Source organism: Mycobacterium sp. NGS40, from assembly GCF_059812735.1.
In genome coordinates this window covers 161,335-173,329 of record NZ_JCALDG010000004.1, presented here as the reverse complement: position 1 = coordinate 173,329, position 11,995 = coordinate 161,335, and the positions used below count along the sequence as shown (strand labels likewise).

10 protein-coding genes and 1 pseudogene are annotated in these 11,995 nt (G+C 63.9%); 3 read left to right on the top strand and 8 right to left on the bottom strand.

Annotated elements, in window-relative coordinates:
• Positions 1–84 precede the first annotated feature (84 nt).
• The 4 genes and pseudogenes from AC5Y5O_RS08495 to AC5Y5O_RS08480 form a co-directional block, all read right to left on the bottom strand.
• Positions 85–1,122, bottom strand: a complete 1,038-nt coding sequence (locus AC5Y5O_RS08495) for an SGNH/GDSL hydrolase family protein (protein WP_500024649.1) — start codon at positions 1,120–1,122, stop codon at positions 85–87.
• A gap of 285 nt (positions 1,123–1,407) precedes the next feature.
• Complete coding sequence (locus AC5Y5O_RS08490; RefSeq protein WP_096291168.1) at positions 1,408–2,040, bottom strand: stage II sporulation protein M; 633 nt, start codon at positions 2,038–2,040, stop codon at positions 1,408–1,410.
• A gap of 185 nt (positions 2,041–2,225) precedes the next feature.
• A complete protein-coding gene (locus tag AC5Y5O_RS08485; protein ID WP_096288116.1) occupies positions 2,226–2,471 on the bottom strand; it encodes a hypothetical protein in 246 nt (81 codons plus the stop codon).
• A gap of 135 nt (positions 2,472–2,606) precedes the next feature.
• Positions 2,607–3,173 (bottom strand): annotated as a pseudogene (locus AC5Y5O_RS08480) (dihydrofolate reductase family protein).
• A 121-nt stretch (positions 3,174–3,294) separates the two neighbouring features.
• Between AC5Y5O_RS08480 and AC5Y5O_RS08475 the strand changes: the two are divergent.
• Positions 3,295–4,980, top strand: coding sequence for a GMC family oxidoreductase (locus tag AC5Y5O_RS08475; protein WP_096288112.1), 1,686 nt, complete (start codon positions 3,295–3,297; stop codon positions 4,978–4,980).
• Positions 4,981–5,128: 148 nt separating this feature from the next.
• The gene (locus AC5Y5O_RS08470; RefSeq protein WP_500024795.1) at positions 5,129–5,938 is read left to right on the top strand and encodes a DUF1906 domain-containing protein; all 810 of its coding nucleotides are present in this window, start codon (positions 5,129–5,131) and stop codon (positions 5,936–5,938) included.
• 27 nt (positions 5,939–5,965) lie between these two features.
• Here the strand turns inward: AC5Y5O_RS08470 and AC5Y5O_RS08465 are convergent, their stop codons facing one another.
• Positions 5,966–6,574: an LGFP repeat-containing protein gene (locus AC5Y5O_RS08465; protein WP_500024646.1), complete on the bottom strand. Its 609-nt coding sequence runs from the start codon at positions 6,572–6,574 to the stop codon at positions 5,966–5,968.
• Between the two features lie 163 nt (positions 6,575–6,737).
• Between AC5Y5O_RS08465 and AC5Y5O_RS08460 the strand changes: the two genes are divergently transcribed.
• The gene (locus AC5Y5O_RS08460) at positions 6,738–7,052 is read left to right on the top strand and encodes a hypothetical protein (protein ID WP_096288106.1); all 315 of its coding nucleotides are present in this window, start codon (positions 6,738–6,740) and stop codon (positions 7,050–7,052) included.
• 25 nt (positions 7,053–7,077) lie between these two features.
• On the opposite strand, the gene AC5Y5O_RS08455 is transcribed toward AC5Y5O_RS08460, so the two are convergent.
• The 3 genes from AC5Y5O_RS08455 to AC5Y5O_RS08445 form a co-directional block, all read right to left on the bottom strand.
• The gene (locus AC5Y5O_RS08455; protein WP_165796410.1) at positions 7,078–7,218 is read right to left on the bottom strand and encodes a hypothetical protein; all 141 of its coding nucleotides are present in this window, start codon (positions 7,216–7,218) and stop codon (positions 7,078–7,080) included.
• An 82-nt stretch (positions 7,219–7,300) separates the two neighbouring features.
• Positions 7,301–9,451 (bottom strand): EAL domain-containing protein, encoded by a 2,151-nt coding sequence (locus AC5Y5O_RS08450; RefSeq protein ID WP_500024643.1) that lies wholly within the window; start codon positions 9,449–9,451, stop codon positions 7,301–7,303.
• 178 nt (positions 9,452–9,629) lie between these two features.
• Positions 9,630–11,903 carry a putative bifunctional diguanylate cyclase/phosphodiesterase gene (locus AC5Y5O_RS08445; RefSeq protein ID WP_500024641.1) on the bottom strand — a complete coding sequence of 758 codons (2,274 nt, stop codon included), beginning with the start codon at positions 11,901–11,903 and terminating at the stop codon, positions 9,630–9,632.
• Positions 11,904–11,995: the final 92 nt, after the last annotated feature.

Genomic DNA, 11,995 nt, shown 5'->3' with positions numbered 1-11,995 from the left:
TGCCGATGATGTTGCAAGCCTGTCTTGGGTCGGCTCCCGGGTGGCATCGCTTAGCGATTCCCGACAGGCGATACGCGATGCCGACTATGTCCGATCAGTCATCATGTCCGTCAAGGCTGGCCGCAGCATCGGGATGAGAGTCGACGCGGCAAACCGCTCCCCGATGAGCCGATGTGTGGTCGCGTCCGGATGGAGCTGATCAGGTAGCGGATGAATTGCTTCGTCAGCCGGTCCGTAGAGCGTCAAACCGTTGACATAGTGGATCAACGAGTCGTCGTCACGTCTTCGCGCGACGATGGCGGCGAGCTGGTCACGGATGTGGCGCAGGGTCAATCGGCCCAAGCCGTCCAATCGCGTTGCCTCGGCCGGATCGCCCGTCGCGATGAACCGAACCCTGCCGTGCGCCAGCGCTTCGACATCGAAAGCGCCTGGGCCCGGGGTTATTTCGTGGATCGGGCAGTACAGTGGGCCGACGACGACGAGCGGCGTCCGGGGATGCCCGTCGCGAATGGTGTCGAGGAATCCATGCACGGCAGGCCCAAACGCCCGCTGCCGCATCAGGTCGGCATTGACAAGATTGATGCCCAGTTTCACGGATACGACGTCCGCGGATTGGTCGCGAATGGTCCTGGCGACAAACGGATCGAGCAGCGCGCTACCGGAGAGTCCGAGGTTCGTCAGTTCCACACCGGCCAGCGCCGCAGCGATCGCCGGCCACGTGGTACTCGGGCTAGCGGCATTCGAGCCCTGGCTGATCGAACTGCCGTAGTGCACCCAGCGTTTCCGGGAGCTGGACAAGGGCTCGACCGCTGCGTCGGTGCGCAGCGCGACCAGCTCGATCCTCTCGTAGTGCGGCAACCAGATCTCGACGTCTTTCGCGCGAGGAGCTAGGCCGCCGAAACGGATGGTCGCGGTCGGACCCGATTCCCGTCGGCTCGCGCCGGTCACCGGGTCGAACCGCACCGTGTCGCCCTCGTACGTCGGCGCCTGAGCTGTCAGTCGATCGTCGATGACGAGATCAACGGTGCCGTCGGGCCGCTCGGGAACGCCGCTCAAAACGACTCGCGTGCGATGCAATTCGAGCTCGATCGCGGACGCAGCCGTCCGGAATGCCACCCGCACTCCGGAGGGCTGCGACTCGGCCCCGAGTAGCTGTGGGTCGTCACACTGCGCACGGGCACGAGCCGGGAGTCTGTGCGGCAACCAGCCCCGCCGGGTGCGCTCGAGCTCAGCGAGCCCGCGCAATAGCTCAGCCCCAATCTCATGGTGAATCAGTAGAGCACCTCAACCATCCCGTTCGATCCTATTTTCCTGTGGGCCAATGGCTTTGCATGGTCGACGCCGGCGCGGTACTTCTCCCCCGTTGTTGCGCGGATCGCACAGCGTCACCTGGCCATAGCCAAGGTATTACCGGCACAAGAGCCATTCGGCCAGCGGGTGCACGAAATAGCGCAACGAGAACGCCTCGTACACCGCGCCGACGACGAGCAAGGCCAGGGCCGGCATTGCCAGCCAGCCGAGGTCCTGCAGCCCGCGCAGGTAGCCCTGCCGGCGGTTTTCGGCTCCGACGGTCCGTGGGCCGACCCAGGACTTGCCGAGCAGGTAGGCACCCAACAGCAGCAGTATGTAGGCCTGGAACTCGACGAGCAGCGTCAACGAGTGCGGGATAAGGGCCACCCAGCCGATGTCGTTCGGCGGGACGAGCGTCATCCCCGTCGTCAACGCCCAGTAGGCGAACAGTGCGATGCCCGCGAACGGCACGATCATCGACGGCACGACGATGGTCAGTGCACCCATCTTCAGCGTGTTCACCCCGAGAATCGTCACTGCGAACAGCCAGGGATGTGTGATCAGTGATTGGACGAGATCGGCTGTGCCGTCCCGCTGTAACCGCGTGTGCTGGGCCTGGCTCAGTTGCGGGAAGAACAGACCGAGGCAGAAGCCGACTAGAAACAAGCCGTAGGCAGCCGCATTGGCCACCAGGTAGACCTTGGCGTTCGCGCCGACGATACGAAACGGACGCCACCGTCGGACGGGCATGCCGACCTTTCTCGTGAGATGTTCAGACGCCAGTACGCCGCGAGCGGACAGGGCGCTGACGGTGGTGTGCCGGCAATGGCTGTTTATCGGCTGGCGGTTCGTGGTCAGCTGCCCCTGCTGCTGATTACCGTCGGGTTGGGGCGATCGCCGCAGGGCCGCCGCCACACCTCAAAAACGGATGACTGCTAGCCCATTGTCAAGATCGCGACCGCGGCGACGCTGATCACCGCCATCAGGGCCACCAGAATCACCGTGATCGACGCGCGCACGATCTCTTCTTCGGTGAGTCGCCAGCGCGGCTTTAGTTCGACCACAACGGAATCCCCAAAACCTGCCTTCGCGTTCACTTTTGCGACTGCCAAAAGGACATCGGCATGCGCGTCGTCCGGATCTATCTCGACTCGGTCGTACGCGGCGATTGCGGTCGTCATATCAGTCCCCCGGGCTTGCGGACGCCATAGGCGTTATTGCAGGGCCGAAAGCTTCGGCCTTCTTGTATATCCAAAGATAAGAGTGCGAGATCACGTTTCCGGTAACGATCCCTAACGGTCACGGCACACGGTCGATCAGTCGTGGATGGCCTCGTATCTCAGCAGGACCGTGCCGCCCGGGAAGGTGCGGTTCTCCAATAGTCGCAGCGAAGTTCACGACGGCAGCCTTGGGAAGAACGGGGTGCCGCCGCCCACGGCCGAGGGCGCCACCACGATCCGGTACTCGTCCACCAGTCCGGCCTGCACGATCGGTGCGGCTAGCGTCGCGCCGCCCACCTCCAGCGTGCCGGGGGTTTCGGCTTTCAGTTTCGTTACCACCTCGACCGGGTCGCCGCGTTCCAGGCGGGAGTTCCAGTCGACGGATTCCAGGGTGCGCGAAAACACGACCTTGGGCATTTCGCGCCAGATGTGGGCGAAGTCGACGATCAGCGGGGTGGCGTCCGGCGCCTTGTCCGCGGTCGGCCAGTACGCGGACATCAGTTCGTAGAGCCGGCGACCGTAGAACGATAGGGCGGTCTCCCGCTCGAAATCGTTCCAATACTGGTGCAATTCTTCGCTCGGCTCAGACCAGTCGATATTGCCCTGCGCGTCGGCGATGTACCCGTCCACCGACACGTTGAAGCCATAGATGAGTTTGCCCATGCGGATAAGACTGCACCGGAGGGTGAAACTCATCGCGACACCAACAGTTTTCAGATGTCGAGGCTCAAGCGCAGGGCACACTGAGGAACACCCATCCGACACTTGGAGGACCGATGCCGGAATGAGCCCGGTTGCCGAATTTGACTTCATCATCGTGGGAGCAGGCAGTGCGGGTTGCCTGCTCGCCAATCGGCTCAGCGCCGACCCCGATCGCCGTGTGCTCCTCATTGAGGCCGGCGGTGAAGATGACTGGTTCTGGATCAAGATCCCGGTGGGCTATCTGTACACAATGGCCAACCCGCGCACCGATTGGTGTTTGACGACCGAGCCCGAGCCAGGTCTGGCCGGCCGCAGCATTCTCTACGCGCGGGGCCGGGTGATCGGCGGCTGCTCGTCGATCAACGCGATGATCCACATGCGCGGACAAGCCAGCGATTACGAGCTGTGGGCGCAGGCTACCGGCGACGAGAGATGGCTTTGGGGTGGCGCGGACCGTCCGGGCCAGACGCTGGCGATCTACAAAGAGTTGGAAAACTACTTCGGTGGCGCCGACGAGTGGCACGGCGCAAGTGGTGAGATCCGCGTCGAGCGGCCGCGGGTGAGCTGGAAGATCTTGAACGCCTGGCAGGCCGCTGCCGCGCAGGTGGGCATCTTTCCAATCGAGGAGTTCAACCGGGGCGACAACGCCGGCAGTGCGTACTTTCATGTCAACCAACGGCGCGGCCGTCGCTGGTCTATGGCTGATGCTTTCCTGCATCCCATCACCCATCGACCCAATCTCACCGTCTATACACGGACCCAGGCTTTGCGGCTTCTGATGGACAACCAGGTCGACGTCGATCAGCGTCGCGGTGCCTGGACCACGGCGCAGCGTCGAGTCACGGGAGTGCAGTTGCTCCGGGGCGGCCAACTCGTCGACGTCCGAGCGTGCCGGGAGGTGATCCTGAGCGCCGGAGCTGTCGGCTCACCGCACCTGATGCAAGTCTCGGGTCTGGGCCCGGGCGGCCTGCTTGCCCAGCATCAAGTGCCGGTGGCGGTCGACCTGCCGGGCGTGGGCGAAAACCTGCAGGACCACCTGCAGCTGCGATCGGTCTACCGGATCCGGGGTGCCCCGACCGTCAACACGCTGTACCGGAATTGGATCACCCGCGCGGGCATGGGACTTCAGTACCTGCTGCTGCGATCGGGACCCATGACCATGCCGCCTTCCACCTTGGGGGCCTTCACCAAGAGTGACCCCACGCTAGGCAGTCCCGATCTGGAGTGGCATGTGCAGCCCTTGTCTTTGGCGAAGTTCGGCGAGCCCCTGCACCCGTTCGCAGCGATCACTCCCTCGGTCTGCAATCTGCGACCCAGCTCGCGTGGCCAGGTGCGTATGGCCAGTGCAGATCCATTGACCAATCCGAAGATTCTCTGCAATTACCTGTCGACTGACGCCGATCGCAAAACCGCCTTGACCGGCCTGCGGATGACCCGGCAGATCATGGCGGCGCCTGCTCTGGCGCGCTACGGCCCGCAGGAGTTGCTTCCCGGCCCGCAACTGGTCAGCGACGAAGAGCTGCAGCAGGCGGCCGGTGAACTCGGTACAACGATTTTCCACCCGGTGGGAACTTGCGCGATGGGAGCCTTTGACGCACAAGGCCGGCCGCGGTCGGCAGCCACGGTGCTCGACACCGACTGCCGGGTGTATCGCGTCGCCGGCCTTCGAGTGGTCGATGCTTCGGCTATGCCCACCATCACTTCCGGTAACACAAACGCGCCGGTGATGCTCATTGCCGAGCGTGCGGCGCGGGCGATCGTGGGGTAAGCCTTTCCGCCGCATGCCCTTTCGTGGGGATAGCCAAATGGTCACCGGTTGGTATCTATTTGGGAATGCACCCGCGTTTCGGCTGGCGCAGGTCTATCCGTAACAACAATCACATCGTTAACATCGCGCGGTGCACATTTTGCCCCCGATGGCCAGTACCGTGCGACCGCGTGTCGTTTCCCGGCGCGACGCGCTGCGCTACGCTGCCGCGGTGGCCGGCGTGGCTGCCGCATCAGTCGCCTGCGGCCTGCCCACGGCAGCTGCCGCCGCTCCCCCGCAACTGATTGACTTTGCCGCGCACCAGATTCCGGCGCAGCAGATTCGCGCTGCCGGCTATAGCGGGGTGGTCAACTACGTTTCGACGTCGCGTCCCGGCTCATCGTTTGGCGCCAAGCCGATCACTCGGTCCTATGCCGACTCGTTGAAAGCCGCAGGTCTGGTGATCGTCAGCAACTACCAATACGGCAAGCCGGGTAGCTCGGCACCGTCGGACTTCACGCGGGGCTATGCCGGCGGCATTGCGGACGGGCGCACCGCCTGGCAGCTGCACACCGCCGCGGGCGGCGGCGAGAGTGCGCCGATTTTCTTCACCATCGACGAGGACATCAATCGCGACAACTGGAATCACACCGCGCTGCAATGGTTTCGCGGAATCAACTCGGTTCTCGGCGTCCAACGCACCGGCGTCTACGGAGGCGTCAGGGTGTGTCAGTGGGCCGCGGACGACGGCGTCGTCGGGTCTTCGAGCACACCTGGCCGCCGGTGGCTCTGGCAAACTCGAGCCTGGTCCGGCAGTCAGGTTCACCCCGCCGCTGTTCTCTACCAGCGCGTGGTGAGTACCGCCTCCAATCCCGGGCCGAAGGTCGGCGGACTCGAAGTCGACGTCAACGACGTCCTGGCCCCCGACTGCGGACAGTGGAACCTCCACGCGGGTCGACCAAGCGGCGACGTGCGGTAGGCGCGAGACCGCAGACCGCGATTCGAATTAGAGCCCGGACGGTACGACCTTGCCGTTGACCGTCACTTCGACCTGACCGGTTGTGGGGTTGTACTCGATCTTGCCGTGCTCGAAGGTCGAGACGAGCAGATCGCCGACGGTGTTCACGTCGCTGGTCGGTAAACCGAGCGGACCCCCCGAACCGTTCGTGCCGGTGGTCGCGGGTGCGCCGTCGGGGTCGCGCGGGATATTCCAGGCCTCCCGGATCTTGCCCGTGGTGATGTACGCAGGCGCGCCGACCTGGTCATTCTTCGCGGTGATCACGCCACCCTGAAACTGTTGGAACACCAGGCCACTCGGCCGTGTGCCCGCATTGCGGTCACCGGTCAGAGGCGTGCCGAGAGCCTTCTTCTGATCATCGGTTGCCGACGCGTACTTGGCCGCGATCGGGCCGGTCAGGGTCACCTCGACGCCGCCCTCCCCGACGAGCTTCACCTCGGTGGGCTGCGTCGGGGCCTTCGACGTGGAGGTCGCGTTCACACTGGTCTGCGGCGGTGCCGACGCGTCGACGCCCTTGCCATTGCTGCAGCCGGCAGTGATCAGCGCGACCGCGGTCAGGCCGACGACTGCCGCGCGGCGGCATGCGATCGTTCTCATGGTTTTCCTCTCAATAGCCGAACCTGACTGCGCGATCGCGGATTCGTAGCCCCGAACGAACTTACAATGCCGCCCGCGCCGTCGATCTGGCACCATAGAACTTCCGGGCCGGCAGGCGCACTAGACCGCTACCGCCAATGGCGGCCGGCGCAAAGGAGTTTCGGTGGGCCTATTCAGAAGGAAGAAGCTTCCCGCTGACGCCAAGGTCTATTACTCCACTCCGTTTGGTGATACCAAGGACGGCAAACAAAAGCCGTTCTTGCTGGAACGCGACGGCGTTTGGTTCATGCCCGTTTTTCGCAGTGTGGATGCGATGAAGGCGTTCTACGACCGAACGAATCGAGCCGGGTACCTGATCCTCGAGGGTGATGTAAAGACGGTGTTGGAAACCAACCGCTCAATCGAGCTGATGAAAAACGTGGGAATCGTCATTGAACCCTTGAGCGAGCATCCGGTTGAGATCACGCCTGACACCTGACGGAGGCTGAGCCGCGACTCCCGCGTCAGCATTCGATTACCGTCAACGAGCCATGGTTGAGGTCGCTGGTGACGTAGGCAAAATGCGTCGTCGGATCGACGGCGATGGCGAGCGGACTGTTACCGACGGCCAGTATTCCGGTGACGATGCGCCGAGTGGTGTCCACCGCCGTAGGTTTCCGCCCTGGCGGCCGAAGCTGCTTCGGGTTATCGCCGCTAAAGATGCTGTCCCGCAGCAGGATTACACCGCTAAGAGCGCGCGCCGGGTTGACCGGCGGGGAGCTGAAAGCCGCCGATTCGGCGGCGCCGCTGCTCGTACATGACCTGATCGGCGCGCTCGAGGACGGCATCTATGGATCGGCCATCTCCCGGTCTGTGTGCGGCGGAGCCGATCGTCAGAACGACAGAGATCGCGGTGCCGTCGGCGAGCGTAATCGGTGTCCTTTGCACCCGGTGTGTTATTCGGTTGGTGAGGCGCGTGAGCGCGCGATCGTCAATGGCGTTGGTGATTACCAGGAATTCGTCGCCACCCCAGCGGGCGACGAGATCGTCGTCCGCGACGGCCGAGAGTAGGCGATCGGCGACTTCGATCAGCAGTTCGTCGCCGGCTCGGTGGCCGCGTCGGTCGTTGACGGACTTGAATTGCTCGATGTCGCAGAACAGAATGCCGTAGCCCGCGTCCGCCGCGTCGAGCTGCTCGAGCTGACTCCAAGCAGCCGAGCGGTTGGCGATCTTCGTGAGGGTGTCGGTGGTGGCTTGGCGGGCCAACTCGGCCTCTCGCATGCGATCCGCGGTGACGTCGAGGATTTGTGAGACGAAGCAGCGAGGCTGGTTTCGATGGCCTTGCACGAGCACGGCGGTGAGGTCGCACCACACGATGCGTCCGTCGGCGGCGACGTAGCGCTTGTCTATGCGGTAACTGCGGCGGCGGCCCGCGAGGCACTCAGCGAGCAGAGCCAGGTCGGCATCCAGGTCCTCGGGATGCGTGATTTCCTGGAAGGTCAGGTCTGCCAGGGCGTTTCGGCTGTAGCCGAGCATCGTTCGCAGTGCCCGGTTGGTGCGCTGGAACGAGCCGTCGAGGCCGACAATGGCCATGCCGATCGGTGAATGCGTCAGCGCCAGCTCGAACCGTCGTTCCCCTAGCAGGTCGAGAACAGCGAAGGGCTGGTCGACCGGTTCGGCGACGGCAGAGCAGGCCGCAAAACCGTGAGAGTGGGACTGGGGCCTGCTGAGGTGGTAACCCTGCGCCCAGAGGATGCCGGCCGCACTGGCCGCGTCCAGTTCGCCCTGGGTTTCCACCCCTTCGGCGATTACGGTCGCGCCGATCTGCGCCGCCAATTCCGCGATGGATTGAGCCAGCCTGCGCCGGGCGTCGTCGGCATCAATGTTGCGCGTGATGGACTGATCGATCTTGATGAATTCTGGTGCCAACTCCAATACGTGAGAAAACGAGGAGAACCCGGCGCCCACGTCGTCGACCGCCACCCGCATACCGCGTGCCCGGCATTCTTCGAGCACGTCGTCGAGAGCGTCGTAATTCTCGACCGCATCATGCTCGGTGATTTCCAGGACCAGACGTGACGGGTCGACCTCGGCGAGCAGCTCGGGCCAGGGAGTCAGCAGCACCGCCGATGGAGAGATGTTCACCGCGACGAACACGTCTTCGGGAAGCTGCGGCAGCAGCGACAAGACACGCGCGATGACCGCGGTCTCCAACTCGATGTCCAAGCCCAACAGCGCTGCTTGGCCGAAGACGAGATCGGGGCGAAAGGGTTCGCACGGGAAGCGCGCGAGCGCTTCGACGCCGACCACTTCACCGGTCGACACATCGTGCACCGCTTGGAAGATGACCTCGAAGTCACGCTCGGCGACCACGCGGCGGATCCCTTCGCGCTGTTCGGCACGGACATTCGTCGTATCCGCCGGCAATTCCAGCAGGGCGCCGATCAGGTCGGCCATCTTGTTGACGATTTGTAGGTCGATGTGAGCCAGGTGCGGTTTAGGGTGCTGGCTCACCGCACACACCATCCCGACGGTGGAGCCGCCCGGGCCGTGTAAGGGGATGCCTACATAAGCACCCAAACCCATTTCGCGTGTTCTGGGCAGGACGGAAGCGGTTCGATCGGCCGACGTGTCCGGGATGACGGCGGGCAGCCGCCCATCGATAACCCGCACGCCATACGACCCAGACAACGACGATCGGTCTCCCGGCGTGAGACTCAAGGCTGGGGTGTCGCCGTCGACCAACTCGACTACTTGCATGCCCTGGTGGAACGACGCTATCCACGCCGTGTCGAGACCCAGCCGGCGCCGCAACAGGCCCAGCAGGGTTTGAACCAACGCCTCGGAATTTGCTGGTTCGACGCTTGTTGGGTGCGCACCCTGGCCGTTGGCCCCCATAGCGACATGGTAATCCGGCATACGGTGTGATCGGGTGGATTCGCGTGCGTGATTGAGTCCTATTGGCGCAGAGCGATTAATCGAGGGTCCAGCTGAAAATGCCCTCGGTAGATTCCACTACCCATGTCGCAGCAGATGTGCCCAGACACTCGGCGTTACTGTTGTGCAGCAACGGTATTCAGTGTCTCGTGGAAGTGATGGCGAGATCGGTTAGCCCGGATGGGGCCCCGAACAAATAGCCTTGTGCCAATCCGCATCCGGCCATGAATACCGTATCCGCCTGCTCGGGGGTTTCGATCCCTTCGGCGATTACCTTGAGCCCCAGTGCTTCGCACAGGCCGATGACCGACCGGTAGAGCGTGAGGTTTCGTTCCGGACCGACGCCGGCCGCGAGTCCACGGTCGAGCTTGACGATTTGCACGGGCAGTTCATGCAGGTAGGTCAGCGAGTTGTAACCGGTGCCGAAATCGTCCAACGCCACGCCGATGCCCAGTTCGTTCAAACGCCTGATAGCGGCGGCTCCGGCGGCGAGATCAACGATGGGGACCGTCTCGGTGATCTCCAGGATGAGTCGATGCGGCGATAGACCATGCCGCGCGAGAATCCGGCTGATGGCACGTTCGAAGTCGACGCTGCCGAGCCGCGCGGCCCCGATGTTGACGTGAACGTCCAACTCGAGGCCTGCCGCTTGGATCTGCGCGCAGGCCTGATCGAGCACCAGTGCGTCGAGTTGTGCCCCCATGCCATTGGCTTCGGCCAGCGAGACGAAAGTTTGGGGAGGAATTTGTATTCCACTCGGTGCCGTCCACCGGGCAAGTGCCTCCACCGCGACCGGCGTGCCGTCGGGGAGGGCCACCACGGGTTGATACTTGAGCTGAAAGCCTTGCGGCACAGAGCCATTCGCTTGTCGCAGCGCTGTCGTAAAGTCCTCTGAAACGGTGAACGCCGGGCGGTACACCACGGCCGTGTCCTTGCCGAGCCGCTTTCCGGTGTACATCGAGATGTCGGCCTGCCTGAGCAGATCGTCGGAGGTCAACGCACCCTCGCCGTATCCGGGGCGGACCAGGCCCATGCTTGCTCGCACCCGCACCGAAGTCCCATGCACTGAGAACGGACTTCGAAGAGCGACCCGGAGCTGGTCGGCGATCATCTCCGGTGTGTCGACAGCGCTGGCAGTGAGGATGGCGAACTCGTCTCCCCCGATGCGGGCCAGCGTGTCGGGACGGCCGAGGCAACTCTGTAGGCGCGCGCTGATCGCACGCAACAACTCGTCGCCTGCCGCGTGCCCGAAACGGTCATTGACTTCTTTGAAGTCATCGATGTCGACGAAGATCAAGACGAACGGTCCATCGTGGATCGCTTCATCCAGCCGCTCGGCCAGCAGCAATCGATTGGGTAGCCCGGTCAGCGCGTCGTGGTGAGCCTGATAGGCCAGCCGGCGTTTGGCGTCAACAAGCTGTGCGGTCAGCATCCGCTGCACCTGCATCGCCACCACGTAGCGGGTCGCGACGAGCAACGCCATCGCCAAATAGGTGCTGGCGAAAAGCGCGTCGATTCCCCGTCCGACCAGGACTTGAAAGGTGAGCAGAGCGGTGCTGCCCATGAAGCCCACATAGGGCAGGGTGAGCCGCGCCCAGTTCGTGGCCTGTTCGTCGTCGTGCGGGCGGGGCCTTGGAGGTAGTACGAGCAAGCTCCACACGATGAACAGCGGGGCCAGAACGAATCCGATGCCGACCCACAGATTGAGCGTGGTGACACCGACGCTTTGAAGATAGGCGAGCAACCTGTCCGAGGAGGCGAGGGTAATCACCGCGGCCGCAAGCAGCATGTAGTTCGCCCGGCCCGGCCGGTACGGCGGATACCACATCGCGAGGAGAACCGCGCCCACCACCGTGATCAGCTCGACACCGGCGATCCCCCAGACGACCCCGGTGTTCGTTGACCGCGGCAGCGCAGCGCCGTCCATCGCGCCCAGGCGGGCGACGTACACCAGGTGGCAAAACGCCAGCGTGCTCACCAGTCCGTCGAGGACGGTCGTGATGACCGCCGGCCAGCCGCGCGCTGAGGTGGGGACGTCGCAATTACGGCCCGCGCGCACGAGGAGCAGCATCGCCACGCAGAACAAGAGACCGGCCACAAAGTACCCGACGACGGCAGGCGCTGGCGCGGCTCCGCCGGGGTGGGTGCCGCCGACCAGATGCGCGAGAGACTCGGCAGCCAGAAAGGTGGCGATCGCTGACAGCAGCGATACTCGCCACCATCGCGACAGGCCGGACGCCCGGGCCACAACGACGAGCCCGACGAACAAAGCGCCAGCACACAGGGCTGCTTCGAGGACAAACTGCACCCGTTGCGCCGAAGCCGGTCCCCACAGCGCGAGCGCGTTGAACACCGCCGCAGCGATCACGACGGCAGATAGCCCCAACTGCAGGCGACGACCCTGAAACGACAACGCGCCCCCTCTGCCCCGCGGCGTTGAAGCTCAATATCCTCGCAGATTATTTTGAAGGCTGGATCGTTATCGCCTGATCAGGTATTTCCGGG

Bases quoted from the DNA above. Each gene is read 5' to 3' on its own strand.
- AC5Y5O_RS08490 (WP_096291168.1), bottom strand. From the start codon at position 2,040: ATGCCCGTCCGACGGTGGCGTCCGTTTCGTATCGTCGGCGCGAACGCC.
- AC5Y5O_RS08485 (WP_096288116.1), bottom strand. From the start codon at position 2,471: ATGACGACCGCAATCGCCGCGTACGACCGAGTCGAGATAGATCCGGAC.
- AC5Y5O_RS08475 (WP_096288112.1), top strand. From the start codon at position 3,295: ATGAGCCCGGTTGCCGAATTTGACTTCATCATCGTGGGAGCAGGCAGT.
- AC5Y5O_RS08470 (WP_500024795.1), top strand. From the start codon at position 5,129: ATGGCCAGTACCGTGCGACCGCGTGTCGTTTCCCGGCGCGACGCGCTG.
- AC5Y5O_RS08465 (WP_500024646.1), bottom strand. From the start codon at position 6,574: ATGAGAACGATCGCATGCCGCCGCGCGGCAGTCGTCGGCCTGACCGCG.
- AC5Y5O_RS08450 (WP_500024643.1), bottom strand. From the start codon at position 9,451: ATGGGGGCCAACGGCCAGGGTGCGCACCCAACAAGCGTCGAACCAGCA.